At 73.2% G+C, this 16456-nt stretch carries 15 protein-coding genes; 14 read left to right on the plus strand and 1 reads right to left on the minus strand.

What is annotated here, in order from left to right; all coding sequences use genetic code 11:
* The first annotated feature begins 8 nt into the window (after positions 1-8).
* From PD653B2_RS19440 to PD653B2_RS25930, 5 genes are all read left to right on the plus strand, one after another.
* Positions 9-1199 (plus strand): allantoate amidohydrolase, encoded by a 1191-nt coding sequence (locus PD653B2_RS19440; RefSeq protein WP_085874072.1) that lies wholly within the window; start codon positions 9-11, stop codon positions 1197-1199.
* Complete coding sequence (locus PD653B2_RS19445; protein ID WP_085874073.1) at positions 1196-2566, plus strand: formimidoylglutamate deiminase; 1371 nt, start codon at positions 1196-1198, stop codon at positions 2564-2566. Before PD653B2_RS19440 ends, PD653B2_RS19445 begins: the two co-directional genes overlap by 4 nt.
* The gene (gene hutI / locus PD653B2_RS19450) at positions 2563-3717 is read left to right on the plus strand and encodes an imidazolonepropionase (protein ID WP_085874074.1); all 1155 of its coding nucleotides are present in this window, start codon (positions 2563-2565) and stop codon (positions 3715-3717) included. Before PD653B2_RS19445 ends, hutI begins: the two co-directional genes overlap by 4 nt.
* Before the next feature lie 116 nt (positions 3718-3833).
* Complete coding sequence (locus PD653B2_RS25170) at positions 3834-3989, plus strand: hypothetical protein (protein WP_165763549.1); 156 nt, start codon at positions 3834-3836, stop codon at positions 3987-3989.
* A 102-nt stretch (positions 3990-4091) separates the two neighbouring features.
* Positions 4092-7037 carry a helix-turn-helix transcriptional regulator gene (locus PD653B2_RS25930; protein ID WP_165763550.1) on the plus strand — a complete coding sequence of 982 codons (2946 nt, stop codon included), beginning with the start codon at positions 4092-4094 and terminating at the stop codon, positions 7035-7037.
* Positions 7038-7045: 8 nt separating this feature from the next.
* Here PD653B2_RS25930 and PD653B2_RS19460 read toward each other — a convergent pair whose 3' ends face one another.
* Positions 7046-7453: an ArsI/CadI family heavy metal resistance metalloenzyme gene (locus PD653B2_RS19460; protein ID WP_085874076.1), complete on the minus strand. Its 408-nt coding sequence runs from the start codon at positions 7451-7453 to the stop codon at positions 7046-7048.
* A gap of 218 nt (positions 7454-7671) precedes the next feature.
* On the opposite strand from PD653B2_RS19460, the gene PD653B2_RS19465 reads away from it, so the two are divergent.
* From PD653B2_RS19465 to PD653B2_RS19505, 9 genes are all read left to right on the plus strand, one after another.
* A complete protein-coding gene (locus tag PD653B2_RS19465) occupies positions 7672-8193 on the plus strand; it encodes a SigE family RNA polymerase sigma factor (protein ID WP_085874077.1) in 522 nt (173 codons plus the stop codon).
* Positions 8183-8896, plus strand: a complete 714-nt coding sequence (locus PD653B2_RS19470) for a hypothetical protein (protein ID WP_085874078.1) — start codon at positions 8183-8185, stop codon at positions 8894-8896. The genes PD653B2_RS19465 and PD653B2_RS19470 overlap by 11 nt, the downstream gene beginning before the upstream one ends.
* A gap of 25 nt (positions 8897-8921) precedes the next feature.
* The gene (locus PD653B2_RS19475; protein WP_085874079.1) at positions 8922-9818 is read left to right on the plus strand and encodes a sucrase ferredoxin; all 897 of its coding nucleotides are present in this window, start codon (positions 8922-8924) and stop codon (positions 9816-9818) included.
* On the plus strand, positions 9797-10054 hold the full coding sequence (locus PD653B2_RS19480) for a hypothetical protein (RefSeq protein WP_085874080.1): 258 nt from the start codon (positions 9797-9799) through the stop codon (positions 10052-10054). Before PD653B2_RS19475 ends, PD653B2_RS19480 begins: the two co-directional genes overlap by 22 nt.
* Positions 10055-11173, plus strand: coding sequence for a cupin domain-containing protein (locus tag PD653B2_RS19485; RefSeq protein WP_085874081.1), 1119 nt, complete (start codon positions 10055-10057; stop codon positions 11171-11173).
* Positions 11170-12081 carry a sucrase ferredoxin gene (locus PD653B2_RS19490; RefSeq protein WP_085874082.1) on the plus strand — a complete coding sequence of 304 codons (912 nt, stop codon included), beginning with the start codon at positions 11170-11172 and terminating at the stop codon, positions 12079-12081. Before PD653B2_RS19485 ends, PD653B2_RS19490 begins: the two co-directional genes overlap by 4 nt.
* 105 nt (positions 12082-12186) lie before the next feature.
* Positions 12187-13464, plus strand: coding sequence for a cation:proton antiporter (locus tag PD653B2_RS19495; RefSeq protein WP_085874083.1), 1278 nt, complete (start codon positions 12187-12189; stop codon positions 13462-13464).
* A gap of 251 nt (positions 13465-13715) precedes the next feature.
* Positions 13716-15092, plus strand: coding sequence for a cytochrome P450 (locus PD653B2_RS19500; RefSeq protein WP_085874084.1), 1377 nt, complete (start codon positions 13716-13718; stop codon positions 15090-15092).
* Positions 15093-15135: 43 nt separating this feature from the next.
* Positions 15136-16419 (plus strand): MFS transporter, encoded by a 1284-nt coding sequence (locus PD653B2_RS19505; RefSeq protein WP_085874085.1) that lies wholly within the window; start codon positions 15136-15138, stop codon positions 16417-16419.
* Positions 16420-16456 lie beyond the last annotated feature (37 nt).

Consider the following 16456-nt stretch of genomic DNA (forward strand, 5'->3'; position numbering starts at 1 on the left):
GGTGAAGCGTGCCCGATGACTTCGAGCGGATGTGGGGCGACCTCGCTCCCGTCGGTCTCTCGCGCGCGTCGGGCGGCTACTTCCGGCAGCCGTTCACCTCACCCGAGCGCGAGCTGTCGGCGTGGTTCGTCGAGCAGTGCGAGACGCGCGGGCTGCGGGTGGAGACCGACTCGTACGGCAACGTGGTCGCGTGGTGGGACGTCCCCGCGGCGACCGGGCCCGGCGTCCTGACCGGGTCGCACCTCGACTCCGTGCTCGACGGCGGCGCGTACGACGGGCCGCTCGGCGTGGTCTCGGCGCTGGCCGCGGTCGACCTGCTGCGCTCGCGCGGCTTCGTGCCGGCGCGGCCGATCGGGGTCTCGGTGTTCGTCGAGGAGGAGGGGTCGCGCTTCGGGCTGGCCTGCCTGGGCTCGCGGCTCGCGGTCGGGTCGACCTCCTGGTCGGACGCGCGGTCGCTGCGCGACCGGGACGGGGTGGCGTTGGGCGATGTCGTCGAAGGCGGGTCGTCGTCGCTGCTGTCCTCGGTCGGGACCTTCGTCGAGCTGCACGTCGAGCAGGGACGTGACCTCGTCGACCGCGGCGCGGCGGTCGGGGTGGCGAGCGAGATCTGGCCGCACGGGCGCTACCGCTTCGAGTTCACGGGCGCGGCCAACCACGCCGGCACCACCCGGATGGAGGACCGCGCCGACCCGATGCTGACCTACGCGTTCACCGCGCTCGGCGCCAACAAGCAGGCCCGGCTCGCCGGCCAGCGGGCGACCTTCGGGCGGGTGTCGGTCGAGCCGAACGGCACCAACGCCGTGCCGTCCCGGGTCACCGCCTGGCTCGACGCCCGCTGCTCGTCGGACTCCGGTCTCCGCGACCTGGTCGCGGCCATCTCGGGCCAGGCGACCGAGCGCGCCGGCCGCGACGGCACCTCGCTCGCGGTGACGGCGGAGTCGGTGTCGGCCTCGGTGTCCTTCGACCCCGCCCTCGCGGCGGCGGTCGCGGCCGACCACGGGGTCGGCGACTGGCCGATCATCGCGACCCAGGCCGGCCACGACGCCGGCGTCCTCTCGGCCGCCGGCATCCCGACCGCGATGCTCTTCGTGCGCAACCCGACCGGGGTCTCGCACTCGCCGCTCGAGCACGCCGAGATCGCCGACTGCCTGGTCGGGGTCTCCGCGCTGGCCGACACCCTCGAGCGGCTGACCCGGTGAGCGGCTCGTCGTACCTGCTGGAACGGGCCTGGGTCGACGGCGCCGTCCGCGACGACGTGCTGGTCGAGATCCAGGACGGGCGGTTCACGTCCGTCACGCCGGGCGGGCAGAGCTCGACGTCGTCGGCCGAAGCTTCCCTCGTCGACGTCCAGGCTCCCCGGCCGACCGGGGGAACCGCCCGGCTCCCGGGCCTCACGATCCCCGGGCTGGCCAACTGCCATAGCCATGCGTTCCACCGGGCGCTGCGGGGGCGGACCCAGCGGGAGCGCGGGACGTTCTGGACCTGGCGCGAGCAGATGTACGCCGTCGCCGGGCGGCTCGACCCCGACACCTACTTCGCGCTCGCCCGGGCGACCTACCTGGAGATGGCCGCCGCCGGGATCACGACGGTGGGCGAGTTCCACTACCTGCACCACCAGCCCGACGGCACGCCGTACGACGACCCGAACGCGATGGGCCACGCGCTGGTCGCCGCCGCGGCGGAGGCGGGCATCCGGATCGCGCTGCTCGACACGTGCTACCTGTCCGGCGGCTTCGGGCGGCCGGTCGAAACCGCGCAATTGCGCTATTCCGACGGCTCCGCGGCCGCCTGGGCGTCCCGAACGGCGCAATTGCGCGGTTCTGGCGCGCCGGACCACGTCGTCCACGGGTCCGCGATCCACTCCGTCCGGGCGGTGCCGCGAGACGAGATCCCGACGGTCGTGGCCGCCGCGGAGGGACGGCCGCTCCACGTCCACCTCTCCGAGCAGGTGGCCGAGAACGACGCCTGCGTCGCGACGTACGGCGTGACGCCGACCCAGCTCCTCCACGACGCCGGCGCGCTCGGCCCGCTGACGACCGCGGTGCACGCCACCCACCTGACCGGCGCCGACATCTTCCACCTGGGCAGCACCCGGACCCGGGCCTGCTTCTGCCCGACCACCGAGCGCGACCTCGGCGACGGCATCGGGCCGAGCCGGGCGCTGCACCACGCCGGCAGCCCGCTCACGCTCGGCTCCGACAGCCACGCGGTCATCGACCTCTTCGAGGAGATGCGCGCCACCGAGCTCGACGAGCGGCTCGCCACGCAGCAGCGCGGCCACTGGACCGCCGCCGAGCTGCTGGGCGCCGCGACCGCCCACGACTCGCTCGGCTTCGACGACGCCGGTGCGATCGCGGTGGGGCGCCGCGCCGACCTGGTCACGATCGACACGAGCACCCCGTCGACCGCCGGCACCGGCGCCGACGAGAACACCGCGGTCTTCGCGGCCACCGCCGCCGACGTCGTCCACGTGGTCGTCGACGGCCGGGCCGTCTTCGCCGCGGATGATCGCGAACAGATCGGCCTCGAGCTCGCGGCCGCGATCGGGAAGGTCCACGACGGATGACGAGCACCCTCCTCACCAACATCGGCGAGCTCGTGACGAACGACCCCGCAGCGGACGACCTGCTGGGGGCGATCGCCGACGCTGCGATGGTCGTCGAGGGCGGCCGGGTCGCGTGGGTCGGACCCGCGGCCGAGGCGCCTGCCGGCGACGAGCTCGTCGACGTGGGCGGCCGCACCGTGCTGCCCGGCTTCGTCGACAGCCACTCCCACCTGGTCTTCGCCGGCGACCGGTCCCAGGAGTTCGCGGCCCGGATGACCGGCACGCCGTACGCCGCCGGCGGGATCCGCACCACGGTCGCCGCGACCCGCGCCGCCACCGACGAGCAGCTCACCAGCCACGTCGCCCGTCTCGTCGGGGAGATGCGCCGCCAGGGCACGACCACCGTCGAGATCAAGAGCGGCTACGGCCTGACGGTGAAGGACGAGGCGCGCAGCCTGATGGTCGCGCGGCAGTTCACCGAGGAGACGACGTTCCTCGGCGCCCACGTGGTGCCGGACGGCGACCCCGCGGCGTACGTCGAGCTGGTCACCGGTCCGATGCTCGACGCCGCCCGGGAGCACGCCCGCTGGATCGACGTCTTCTGCGAGGAAGGTGCCTTCGACGACGACCAGGCGCGCACGATCCTGGCGGCCGGCGAGCGGGCCGGGCTGCGCGGCCGCCTCCATGCCAACCAGCTGACGTTCGGTCCCGGCGTCCGGCTCGCCGCCGAGCTCGGCCTGGTCGCGGTCGACCACTGCACCCACCTCGCCGACGAGGACGTCGACGCGCTGCGCGAGTCGGGCACCATCGCGACCCTGCTCCCCGGAGTGGAGTTCTCGACGAAGCAGCCCTACCCGGACGCCCGCCGCCTGATCGACGCCGGCGTCCGGGTCGCGCTCGCCTCCGACTGCAACCCCGGGTCGTGCTTCACCAGCTCGATCCCGCTGTGCATTGCGCTCGCGGTCCGCGAGATGGGGATGACGCCGGCCGAGGCCCTCCACGCCGCGACGTACGTCGGCGCCCAGGCCCTCGACCGCGACGACGTCGGCGCCCTCACGGTCGGCCGGCGGGCCGACTTCATGCTCCTCGACGCCCCCAGCCACGTGCATCTGGCCTACCGCCCGGGCGTCCCCCTCGTCGCCGGCACCTGGGTCGGCGGCCGGCCGGTCTGAGCCGACGGCCCACCTCAGATGCCGACGGGCCACCTCAGATAGGGCACATACCCGATGTGCGGGCCTACCTCAGACGGCGAGTCTCGTCTCACCAACGAGGAGCTGAGGAGCCCACCATGTACGACAACACCAACCAGCGCGACTACCTGAAGGCCGAGATCGAGTACCGCGCCGGCCGCATCCGGTCCGACATCGCGGGGCGCCGCAAGCGCCGCACGATGACGCTGGCCCGCCGATGGGGCGTGGACGAGACCACGGTCACGGGCCGCTGACCGGCGACCGCGATGGGTGACCGCGCCCTGATGACCCACGGCCGCGCGCTCGGCCCCGGTATTCAGGAGCATCCGACAACAGAACACGAGAGCATGGACGGCGTGGCGACACACACGAGCCGGACCCTGGTCGGACGAGACGCCGAGCTGACGGAGATTGTTTCGTTGCTCGGCGTCTCGTCTGTGTCCGGAGCTACGACGGGCACCGAGCCGCGCGGCGTCGTGCTCCTGTCCGGGGACGCCGGCGTCGGCAAGACGCGGCTCCTCACCGAGCTGCGCGACCTGGCCTTCACCGAGGGGTGGCAGGTCTTCGCCGGCCACTGCCTCGACTTCGGCGACAGTGCGCTGCCCTACCTCCCGTTCTCCGAGGTGCTGGGCCGCCTCGCCGTCGACCTCCCGGACATCGTCGACCAGGTCGCCACCCAGTACCCCGCCCTCGCCCGCCTCCAGCCCGGCCGCCGGGTGATGGGCCAGGAGCGCGCCACCGACGCCAACGGCCCGCTCGACCGCGCGGACCTCTTCGAGGCCGTGCACACCCTCCTCGAGACCGCCGCCGAGAAGGCGCCGCTCCTCCTCGTCATCGAGGACACCCACTGGGCCGACCAGTCGACCCGCGACATGCTCAGCTTCCTCTTCTCCCGCCCGTTCCACGGGCCGGTCGCCGTGGTCGCGTCGTACCGCTCCGACGACCTGCACCGCCGGCACCCGCTGCGCCGCCAGGTCGCCGAGTGGTCGCGGATCCGCGGCGTCGACCGGGTCGCCCTGTCGCCGCTGTCCGACGACGCCGTCCGGGCGCTGATCGCCGAGCTGGTCCCCGAGGGCCTCGCCGAGAAGGAGCTCGTCGACATCGTCGACCGCGCCGAAGGCAACGCGTTCTTCGTCGAGGAGCTCACCAGCGCCGCGTCCGGCCCGAGCCGCTGGGTCCCCGCCGACCTCGCCGACGTGCTCCTCGTCCGTCTCGACCGGCTCGACGACACCGCGCGCCAGGTGGTCCGCGCCGCGAGCGTCTCGGGGCGCAAGGTCTCCCACGACATGCTGGCCGCCGCGTCCGGGCTCGACGCGGGGGCGCTCGACGAGGGCCTGCGCAAGGCGGTCGAGATGAACATCCTCGTCGTCGGCGACGGCAACTACTCCTTCCGGCACGCCCTGCTCGGGGAGGCGGTGTACGACGACCTGCTCCCCGGCGAGCGGGTCCGGCTGCACGCGCAGTACGTCGCCGCGCTCCAGGCCGGCACGGCCCGCGGCACCGCGGCCGAGCTCGCCCGGCACGCCCGGCTCGCGATGGACCTCGACACCGCGCTCAGCGCCAGCGTGCAGGCCGGCGACGAGGCCACCCAGGTCGGCGGCCCCGACGAGGCGGCCTACCACTACCAGCAGGCGCTCGAGCTCCTCGTCGACCGCAGCCGCTCCGCGACCGTCGACCTCGACCTCTCCAAGCTGGTCGTCAGCGCCGCCGAGGCACTCACGGCGAGCGGCGACCCGCAGCGCGCGGTCGCCCTCGTGCAGGAGCAGCTCGACCGGCTGCCGGCCGACACCCCGCCGGCCTGGCGGGCCCGGATGCTGACCGCGCGCGCCACCACGCTGATCCTGATCGACACCGACGAGGACCCCGTCGTCGTCTCGGCGGAGGCGCTGGCGCTGGTCCCCGAGGGCGACAGCGGGCTGCGGGCCCGGGTCCTCAACAACCACGCGCGGGTGCTCTCCGGGATGGGCTACTACGACGAGGCGCAGATCTTCGGCATGGACGCGCTCGCGCTCGCCGAGCGGCTCGACCTCCACGAGCTGGCCTCCGAGGCGATCACGACGCTCAGCGGTCTGAAGAAGGCCGGCCCCAAGGAGGGCCTGCGGGCCGCGCTCACCGACGCCGTCGCCCGCGCGGAGGAGTCCGACGCCGTCAACGCCGAGCTCCGCGGCCGCTTCCTGCTCGGCCGGTCCTTCGAGGACTGGGCGGAGTTCGACGAGTCCGAGGTGTGGTTCCGCAGCGCGATCGACCGGGCCGCGCGGGCCGGCGTGCCGTGGGCGCCGTACGCCTTCGAGTCACGCATCCAGCTCACGTGGATCAAGCTCGTCCGCGGTGAGTGGGACGACGTGCTCGCCCTCACCGACCTGAGCCACGAGTCCGCACCGCCGATCCCCAAGGCCAACGTCGACGCGCTCCGGATGACCGTCGAGCAGGGTCGGGGCGCCGACGTCGGCGCGGCGGCCCGCAAGCTGCGCCGATTCTGGGCGCGCGAGGGTGCGATCGCGATCCACACGGCGTCGCTCGAGATGGTCCAGGCGGGCCGCGCCGGCGACGCCGCCGGCGCGATCCAGGTGTACGACGACGTCGTCGCCGTGCTCAGCCGCACCTGGCACGAGTGGTTCAGCGCCCGGATCCGGCTCGGCGCGGTCACCGTGGCGGCGGTCGCCCGGACGATGCCGACCCTGTCGGCGGCGGAGCGCGCGACGTACGTCGAGCGCGTCGACCGGATCAACGCCGACGGCCACGTGGTGCTGGACCGCTACTCCGACCCGTCCGGGCACTGGGGTCCCGAGGGCCGCGCGTGGATGAAGCGCCTCGACGCCGAGACCCTGCGGGTGCGCTGGCTGGCCGGCATCGACGCGCCGCCGTTCGACGCCCTGGTCGATGCCTGGCGCGACGCGATCGCCCTCTTCGAGGACTTCGGGCACGTGTCCGAGCTCGCCGAGGTGCGCACCGCGCTCGCCGGGATCCTCCGCGCCAGCGGCGACCTGGCCGGCGCCCGCGAGCTCGGTGACCAGGCACGCGAGGTCGCGCACCGGATCGGTGCCCAGCCGATCCTCGACGAGCTGAGGTCGATCGGCACCACGGCGGTCAGGGAGGGCTCGGCGCCCGACGCGCTGACGCCCCGGGAGCGGGAGATCCTGGCCCTGGTGGCCGAGGGCCGCTCCAACGGCGAGATCGGCAAGCAGCTCTTCATCAGCGCCAAGACCGTCTCGGTGCACGTCTCCAACATCCTCGGCAAGCTCGACGCCGTCGGCCGCACCGAGGCCGCGGCGATCGCGCGCCGCCGCGGCCTCATCGACTGACCACCGGTTCAGGCGCAGCAGGTCGCATCGCCGGCGATGCTCTCGACCTGGCTGTCGGCGAGCACCGTGTAGACCTCCCACTGCTCGCCGTTCGGGGTGCCCTGGACCCAGAACTTGTCCTGCTTGGCGTAGCAGCAGGTCGTGCCGCGCTCGTCGACCGACGCGAGGCCGGCGGCCGCGAGCCGGGTCTGCTCGGCGTCGACGGTGTCGGTGTCGGCCACCTCGACGCCGAGGTGGTTGAGCGAGCCGCCCTGGCCGGGGTTCTCGATCAGCACCAGCTTGAGCGGCGGCTCGGCGACCGCGAAGTTCGCGTAGCCGGGCCGGATCTTGGCCGGCTCGGTGGCGAAGATCTGGGAGTAGAAGGCGATCGAGGCGTCGAGGTCGTCGACGTTGAGCGCCAGCTGCACGCGGGACATGGGTCCTCCTGAGGAATAGATGAACTTCTATGTCTCGAAGGTCGCACAAGACATTGATATTTGTCAATATCGACGTATGTCGAAGTCTGTCCGTGAGCGCACGCCGGTCCCGGCCGTCGCCGGCTGCTCTCGCTGGTCGCGTCCCACGCCGACGGCGGCGGGAAGTATTCGTCGGGGGATCGTGGAACCGGACGGAGCGCTCCAGACTCAGTAGAGACATGAGCGTGGAGCAGCACGGCCCCCGGGTGCCGGCGTGGGAGAGCGCCTACTGCGACTACTTCCACGCCCGGCAGCGCGGGTTCATGCGCACGTCGTACGCGATCCTCGGGAGCTGGCCCGCGGCCGAGGACGCCACCCAGACGACCTTCACCCAGCTGTACGTGCACTGGCCGCGGATCCGGCCCGGTGGCCTGGACGCCTACGCGCGACGGATCCTGGTCAACACCTGCTTCAGCGCGGTGAGGTCGCGCAGGCGCGAGCTCGTCGTCGAGGAGGTGCCCGAGGCCAGCGAGCCCCCGCCCGCGCACGACCAGCGGCTCGACCTGTTCGACGCGCTGCGCACCCTCTCGCCCCGTGACCGTGCGGTGCTCGCACTCCGCTTCCTCGACGACCTGCCCGTGGCCGAGGTGGCCGCGGTCCTGCGCCTCCCCGAGGGCACCGTCAAGAGCCAGACCTCGCGCGCCCTGGACCGTCTCCAGGCCGTCCTCGCCACTCCCCAGGAGACCAGTCATGACCATTGAGCAGCAGCTGCGCGACCAGCTCGACCGCGCGACCCGGGACGTCCCCACGGCGCCCCACCTCGCCACCTCCCTCAGTCGAGGTCGCACCCGGCGCCGACAGCGCAACGGCCTCGTCGCGGGCGCCGGCCTGGTCGCAGGTACGGCGGCCGCAGCGCTGGTGCTCGTCGCGGCGCTCGGAGGGATCTCCCACGACGCAGGCACCACGGTCGCCACCGACCCGACGTCCGGTGCGCCGGCCGCGGACGACGGCAGCTTCGTGAGCGGCACCGACGTCGACGAGATGCTCGAGGCGGTCGTCGCCCGACACCTGCCGAGCCTGGGCCGCGCCGACGACGTCTACCCGAGCGACTGGGACCACGACGGGCCGATGCCCGACGCCGACCACGCCGACGCGACCGACTGGCAGGCCGTCTACACCGTGAGCCCGCGCGACCAGCTCCTCGTCATCATGGCCTACCCGAAGCCGGGTGAGGACGTGGTCCCCGGGGTGATCGCCGACGACAGCTACCAGGACGACGAGGGCCACTTCACGTTCTACTCGTCGTACGTGTCCGACTCGGGCTTCACGGTCAACGCGCTCGAGACCGTCGCCGCGACGTCGTTGCAGCAGGCCGTCGCCGAGCGGGTGTTCTCCGGTCAGGACCTGCGTCCGCTGGTGACCGACCCCGAGCTCACCTTCCCGTTCCCCGCGTCGCGGCAGTGAGGAGAGGCCCGGCAGACTCCTCCGGGTGAGCGACCTCGACCCAGCCTTCCGCTGCTCCCGTGTCGACCCGGTCGACCCCGAGCCGATGGCGGGCACCGCACCGACCGACGCCGCGTGGCTCTTCGTGGAGCACGCCGGGCCGTGGGGCCGCCAGGCGGTCGCGGAGAGCAAGCTGCCCGACGCGGTGCGCGAGCACCTGGCCGGCCTGGACGGCGTCCGGGTCCAGCTCATCCGCCGACACGGCGGCGAGTCCGGCCCCGGCGTGCGGGTGTTCTCGGCGACCCTCGGTCCCACGCCCGTCGTCCGGACCGCGGTCCTCGGCGACGTCACCGAGCTGCTGGGCCCGATCGCCTGGGAGGCGCACGACGAGCCGCTCTGGTTCGTCTGCACCAACGGCCGGCGTGACGTCTGCTGCGCCGAGGTCGGCCGGCCGGTGGCGGCCGCGCTCGCCGCACGGTGGCCCGAGGAGACGTGGGAGACCACGCACCTCGGCGGGCACCGGTTCTCCGGCACCCTGCTCGCGCTGCCGAGCGGCATCGCCCTCGGCCGGCTCGACGCCGAGACCGCCGTACGCGCGGTCACCGACCTCGAGGCCGGGCGGCTCCCGGTCGCGCACGCCCGCGGCCGCGCCGGGGCCACGGGTGCCGCGCAGGTCGCCGAGCTGCACCTGCGCACCGAGCTCGACCTGACCGGCAGCGCCGACGTCACCGTCCTGGCCGTGGGGGCCGGCGAGGTGGTCCTCGATGCCCGCGGCGAGCGGTACCACGTCCGCGTCGAGGAGTCGGTGGGCGAGCCGCGCCGGCAGAGCTGCGCGGATCTGAAGACCAAGCCCTCGACGGTGTACGTAGTTGGCGCCTGGGTACATGATCGGCACATCAGCACCCCGATCCAGGAGGACGCATGGCACCCGAAGAGCCCCTGAACGACGACGACATGACGACCGGCCCCGGCGGCGACGTGCCCACCGGCTCCGGCGGTGACGCCGACGGCACCGACGGCGACGCGACCGACACGACCGACGGCGACGCCTCGGACGGTGACGGCACCGACGGTGGCGACAGCGACGGCACCGACGGCGACGCGACCGACACGGTCGACGGCGACGCCTCGGACGGTGACGGCACCGACGGTGGCGACAGCGACGGCACCGACGGCTGAGTGTCCGCACTCGACCTGCTCAGCGGTGACGCCCAGACCTTCCTCGGCAAGGTCTGGGCGTCCCGCGTGCACCTCCACCGCACCGACCCGGCAGACCTGGTCGGGCTGCTCTCGCTCGACGACGTCGACGAGCTGCTGACCTCGACCGCGATCCGCACCCCGTCGATCCGGGTCGCCCGGGACGGCACGGTCCTTCCCGAGTCGGCGTACACCCGCAGCGCCACGCTGGCCGGCAAGCCCCTCACCGGGCTGGTCGACGCTCGCAAGGCCCTGGCGCTCTTCGACGGCGGCGCGACCGTCGTCTTCCAGGGCCTGCACCGCTACTGGCCGCCGCTCACCCGGCTGATCGCCGAGCTGGAGCTCGAGCTCGGTCACCCGTGCCAGGCCAACGCCTACCTCACGCCACCGGGTGCGCAGGGGTTCGCGGTGCACTCCGACTCCCACGACGTGTTCGTCTTCCAGACCGCCGGCTCCAAGCTCTGGGAGGTGCACGGCGAGGACGGTCCCGAGGACGTGCTGCTCGAGCCCGGGCTCTCGATGTACCTGCCGACCGGCACGCCCCACGCCGCCCGCGCGCAGGAGACGGTCTCGCTCCACGTCACCCTCGGCATCAACCAGCTCACCTGGCGCGGCCTCCTCGAGCGCACCGTCGCGCCGGCGCTCGCCACCGTCCCCGACGACCACCTCCCGGCCGGCTACCTCGACGATCCCGCCGTGCTCGCCGGTGCGCTCGCCGACCGGCTCGAGGCGTTGGCCGACGAGGTACGCCGTACCGATGCGACCACCGCCGTGGAGACCGAGATCCGCCGGTTCCTCACCTCGCGCCCGCCGCGCCTGTCCGGCGGACTGCACGACGTCCTGGCCGTCGACGCCATCACCGACACGACCCCGTTGCGTCGGCGACCGGGCCACCCCTGTGTGCTGCTCGACCGCGGCGAGAGGGTCGAGGTGCTGCTCGGCGACCGCACGATGACCGTGCCCGCCTGGATCCGCCCGGCGCTCGACGCCGTCCGCAGCCGTGGCGACCTGACGCCGGCCGACCTCCCTCTCGACGAGCAGAGCCGGCTGGTGCTCTGTCGGCGCCTGATCCGGGAAGGGCTGCTCGAGGTCGTCCGATGACCGCGGCCGACCCGGCGTTCCGGTGCGCCGCGGCGAGCCTGCTGCGCGACGAGCCCGTCGCCGGCACCGCCACCCACGTCCGCACCTGGCTGGTGCTCGAGCACACCGGGCCCTGGGGCAACGACGCCCTGCTCGACGCACGCCTGCCCGAGGGACTCGGCGCCGAGCTCAAGAAGCGGGCGCGGACCCACCGGGCCAAGGTGCTGCTGGTCCGGCGCTTCAGCTCGAAACCCGCCGGCGCCGGCGTCCGCGTGTTCGCGGCGTACGCCGACCCGGTGCGGCCGCGCATCGAGTCCGCGACGCTGTCCGACCCGCGCGAGGTGCTCGACGTCGACCTCGGTGCCCTGCGCGCCGGCGGTTCCTCGGGCCTCGCGGCACACGACGGCTCCCTCTTCTGCGTCTGCACCAACGGGCGCCACGACGTGTGCTGCGCCGAGAAGGGACGACCGGTCGCCAAGGCGCTGGACCAGGCCCACCCCGAGGAGACCTGGGAGGTCTCGCACATCGGCGGGGACCGCTTCGCCGCCAACATGGTGGTGCTCCCGCACGGTCTCTACTACGGCCGGCTCGACCCGGCGTCGGCGATCTCGGTCGCGGGCTCGCACCTCGCCGGAGAGCTCGACCTCGACCACCTCCGCGGCCGCGCGTCGCACCCGATGGCGGTCCAGGCCGCCGAGATCTTCCTGCGCCGCGACCTCGGCGCGACGCGGGAGGACGCGGTCCTGCTGGACCGTCGCTCGGCCGGCGACGGCCTCACGTCCGCCACGTTCACGGTCGCCGGCGCGGCGTACGACGTCGTCGTGCGCAGCACCACCGACCCCGCGACCGCCACGCAGCTCACCTGCAAGGCGCTCCGCCCCAACCCGGTGCCCACGCACGAGCTGGTGTCGGTCAGCCGCCGGTCCTGACCGCGGCCGGCTGTCAGGCGGATGCGATCGCCCGGCCGTCTGTTTCGCCGGAGTGCTGGCGGGTACCGGCCCCAGCGACATGGACAGCGATGAGAGGGGCCGGGTGTGACCGCCGACCTCGTCTATCTCGTCGCCGGGGCGAGTCTCCTGCTCGCCATCGTGCTGCCGGCGCTGCTCGATCGGTGGGCGATCTCCGCCCCCATGGTGCTGGTGGCGGTCGGCATCGCGGTGGGGTTCACCTCGCTGCCGGACGGGCTGCCGCTGGACCCGCAGACCAACCGTGCCGCGATCGAGCACGTCACCGAGCTCGCCGTCCTGGTGGCGCTGATGGGCGTCGGCCTGGCGCTCGACCGCCCGCTGTCGCTGCGCCGGCGCGCGTCGTGGGCCCGGTGGGGGACGACCTGGCGACTGCTCGGCATCACGATGCCGCTCTGCATCGGCGCGGTGGCCCTGCTCGCGTGGGGGGCGGGCGTGGCCCCGGCCGCCGCCCTTCTCCTCGGGGCCGTGCTCGCTCCGACCGACCCGGTGCTGGCCTCGGACGTCCAGGTGGCGGGTCCGGAGACCGGGGACCACGAGGTCGACGAGTCCGACGAGCTCCGGTTCGCGCTCACCTCGGAGGCCGGGCTCAACGACGGGCTGGCCTTCCCGTTCGTGTACGCCGCGATCCTGCTGGCGACCGAGGGCGCGGTGCAGAACTGGGCGCTCGAGTGGGTGGGCTTCTACCTGATCGGCAAGATCGTCCTCGGCGTGCTGGCGGGCATCGTCGTCGGGCGGGTGCTGTCCTACGTGGCCTTCCGCTCGGCCAACCCGTCCCTGCGGGTCGCCGAGCGGGGCGAGTCGCTCATGGCGCTCGCCGCCCTCGTCTCGGCGTACGGCGTCGGCGAGGTGATCGGCGGCTACGGCTTCCTGTCGGTGTTCGTCTGTGCGATGACGTTCCGCTCCGCCGAGCGCTCCCACGACTACCACGCCGCCATGCACCAGGTGGCCGAGCGGCTGGAGCGGCTGCTGACGCTCTTCGTGCTGCTGGTCCTCGGCATCGCGCTCTCCCGCGGCCTGCTGGCCAGCCTGGACTGGCGCGGCGTCACGATCGGGCTCGCGCTGATCTTCGTGGTGCGGCCGGTCGCCGGCCTGGTCGCCCTGTCGCCGCGGCTGTTCGGAGGGTCGCGGCTGACCGGCCGCCAGCACTGGGCCGCTGCGTTCTTCGGGGTCCGCGGCGTCGGCTCGATCTTCTACCTGGCCTACGCCGCGGGCGAGGCGGACGAGCTGGGCACCGACTGGCTGTGGTCGACGGTGGCGTTCACCGTCGTGGCCTCGGTCCTGGTGCACGGCGCCCTCGCCTCGCCCGTGCTGCGGCGCGTCGACGAGGAGCCCGCGCCCGGCTGACGGCCACCGGCCGCTGCTGGTGCAGAGCGCGGACTTCGACCGCAGCGCCCCGCCGCACGCCTCCGCGAAGGGCGCCTTCGCCGGGCCGCGTCCTCGCGCCGACCTGACCCTTGTAACGCGGGGTTAGGACCACTAGGAACCCGTTAGAACGGGGTCACCAGAGGTCCTAACCCCGCGTTACAGCCGCGGGCGGAGCTGCGGGGAGACACCCCTATTGACGTCTGTTCAATAACGGGCGTAGCGTCGCCGCCATGGCCACCCTCGATGACGTGAGCGAGCTGACCGCCGAGCGGTTCCGGCGGATGAGCCCCGGCAACGGCCCGAAGCTCCCGCCGGTGGACCTGACCGGGCTCCCGCCCGGACCGAGCTGGCCGGTGCTGATCCAGACGGCGTGCCTGCTGCGGTTCCGGCACTGGTTCCACCCCTACCTGCGCCGCACGTACGGCGACGTCTTCACCGTGCGGATCGCCCCGGGCGGCCGGCCGTTGGTCTTCTTCACCCGGCCCGAGCACGCCAAGGAGATCTTCGCCGGCGACCCCGAGGTCTTCCACGCCGGCAAGGCCAACGGGATCCTGGGTCCGATCATGGGCGAGCACTCCCTGCTGCTCCAGGACTCCGGCGAGCACAAGCGCGCCCGCAAGCTGCTGATGCCGGCGTTCAACGGGCACGCCCTGAGGGAGTACCAGGCGCTGGTGACCGAGGTGGCGAAGGCCGAGGTCGCCGACTGGCGCACCGGCGAGGAGTTCCGCTCCCTCGACCGGATGAACGCGCTCACCCTCGAGGTGATCCTGCGCGTCGTCTTCGGCGTCACCGACGAGAAGCGGTTGGCCGCGCTGCGGCCGCGGGTCAACAGGACCGTCAACATCAGCCCGGTGGTGCTGCTCGGCTGGGGCTACCCGAAGCTGCAGAAGTTCGGGCCCTGGAAGCGGACCGTCGACAACCAGGGCGAGCTCGACGAGCTGATGTACGCCGAGATCCGCGAGCGGCGCTCGGCCTCCGACCTCGCCGAGCGCACCGACGTGCTGTCGAAGCTCATCGTCCAGGGCGAGGCGGGGGACCAGCTGACCGACACCGAGCTGCGCGACCAGCTCGTCACCCTCCTGCTCGCCGGCCACGAGACGACCGCGACCGCGCTGGCGTGGGCGCTCTACGAGGCGGGCCGCGACCCCGAGCTGCTGGCCCGCTGCCGGACCGCCGCGACCGAGGGCGACGACGACTTCCTGGACGCGGTGATGAAGGAGTCGATGCGGCTGCACCCGGTGATCCCGATGGTGGTGCGCACGCTGATGAAGCCGGCCACCATCGCGGGCTACGACCTGCCGCAGGGCACCACGGTCGGGCCGTCGATCATCCTGGCCCACCAGCGCGAGGACAACCACGAGGACCCGTGGGCGTTCCGGCCCGAGCGCTTCCTCGGCCACAACCCGCCCACCAACACGTGGATCCCGTTCGGGGGCGGCGTGCGCCGCTGCATCGGTGCCGGCTTCGCGCTGATGGAGGGCGTCGCGGTGCTGCGCGAGGTGTTCGCGGCGTACGACGTCACGACGGTCGGCGACGACGAGCCGAAGGTCCGCAACATCACCAGCGTGCCGCGCAACGGCGCCCGGATCCGGGTCACGGCCCGATAAATCCGGTCGCGGAGCGCGCGCTCCGCTGCGACGATCCTCCCTTGTGATCGACCGCCTCAAGGCACTTCGCCTGGACACCACCCCGCTGCGGACGTCGCGCGACTTCCGGCTGCTGTTCCTGGCGGGCACGGTCTTCTACTTCGGCGCGATGGTCAGCTACGTCGCGATCCCCTACCAGGTCTACACCCTGACCGGCTCCAACTTCGCGGTCGGCGCGATCGGCCTGGTCGAGCTGGTGCCGCTCGTCGTCTTCGGCCTGTACGGCGGTGCGCTGGCCGACCACGTCGACCGGCGCAAGCTGCTGATCTCCACGGGCATCGCGCAGGCCGCGTTCACCGCCGTGCTCGCCGGGAACGCGTTCCGCGACGACCCGAACCTGGTGGTGATCTTCGTGGCCTCGGCGTTCCTGGCCGCGAGCTCGTCACTGCAGCGGCCGTCCCGCGAGGCACTGATGCCGCGGACCGTGACCCACGACCAGATCCCCGCCGCCAACGCACTGACGAGCCTCGGCGTCCAGCTCGGCGTGCTGGTCGGCCCGGCGGTCGGCGGCCTGCTCGTGGCGTACGTCGGGATCGGCTGGTGCTTCCTCATCGACATCGGCGGCCTCGGGATCGCGACCTTCCTCTTCGTCCTGATGCGGCCCTACCCGCACCGCTCCGAGACCACGCCGCCGAGCCTGGCCGGCATCGGGCAGGGGCTCACCTACGCGTTCCGGCGCCGCGACCTGCTCGGCACCTACCTGGTCGACATCGCGGCGATGTTCCTGGCCATGCCGGTGGTGCTCTTCCCGGCCGTCGCCGAGGAGGTCTTCGGCCAGCCGCAGGTGCTCGGCCTGCTCTACTCCGCCGAGACCGTCGGCGCGCTGGTGGCCACCGCGCTCAGCGGCTGGACCAGCCGCATCCACCACCACGGCCGGGCGATCGTGATCGCGGCCGCGGCGTACGGCGGCTTCGTCGCCCTGGCCGGGCTGATGCCGTCGATCTGGCTGATGGCGGTCTGCTTCGCGTTGTCCGGGTCGGCCGACATGATCTCGGGCGTCTTCCGCGGCACGATCTGGAGCCAGACGATCCCCGAGAACATGCGTGGCCGGCTGGCCGGCATCGAGATGCTGTCCTACTCGATCGGACCGCTCGGCGGCCAGGTCCGCGCCGGCATCACCGCCGACCTCTGGTCGGTGCGCGGCGCCATCACCAGCGGTGGGCTCGCGTGCGTCGCGGGCGTCACGATCACGGCCGCCTGCCTGCGCGACTTCTGGACCTACGACAACCGCACCGACGAGTACGCGATCGCGGAGCGGGAGACCCGGGCGGCAGCCGGCGGGAGCTGATGCGGATTCGGAAACCTCGCCGACGGGTACGATGGTG

Origin of the sequence: Nocardioides sp. PD653-B2 (assembly GCF_002117935.1) — a bacterium.
Classification (GTDB): Bacteria; Actinomycetota; Actinomycetes; order Propionibacteriales; family Nocardioidaceae; genus Nocardioides.

What these genes read in the sequence shown, in the direction of transcription:
- hutI (WP_085874074.1), top strand. Translation starts at nt 2,563, where the DNA reads ATGACGAGCACCCTCCTCACCAACATCGGCGAGCTCGTGACGAACGAC.
- PD653B2_RS25170 (WP_165763549.1), top strand. Translation starts at nt 3,834, where the DNA reads ATGTACGACAACACCAACCAGCGCGACTACCTGAAGGCCGAGATCGAG.
- PD653B2_RS19460 (WP_085874076.1), bottom strand. Translation starts at nt 7,453, where the DNA reads ATGTCCCGCGTGCAGCTGGCGCTCAACGTCGACGACCTCGACGCCTCG.
- PD653B2_RS19465 (WP_085874077.1), top strand. Translation starts at nt 7,672, where the DNA reads ATGAGCGTGGAGCAGCACGGCCCCCGGGTGCCGGCGTGGGAGAGCGCC.
- PD653B2_RS19470 (WP_085874078.1), top strand. Translation starts at nt 8,183, where the DNA reads ATGACCATTGAGCAGCAGCTGCGCGACCAGCTCGACCGCGCGACCCGG.
- PD653B2_RS19480 (WP_085874080.1), top strand. Translation starts at nt 9,797, where the DNA reads ATGGCACCCGAAGAGCCCCTGAACGACGACGACATGACGACCGGCCCC.
- PD653B2_RS19490 (WP_085874082.1), top strand. Translation starts at nt 11,170, where the DNA reads ATGACCGCGGCCGACCCGGCGTTCCGGTGCGCCGCGGCGAGCCTGCTG.
- PD653B2_RS19500 (WP_085874084.1), top strand. Translation starts at nt 13,716, where the DNA reads ATGGCCACCCTCGATGACGTGAGCGAGCTGACCGCCGAGCGGTTCCGG.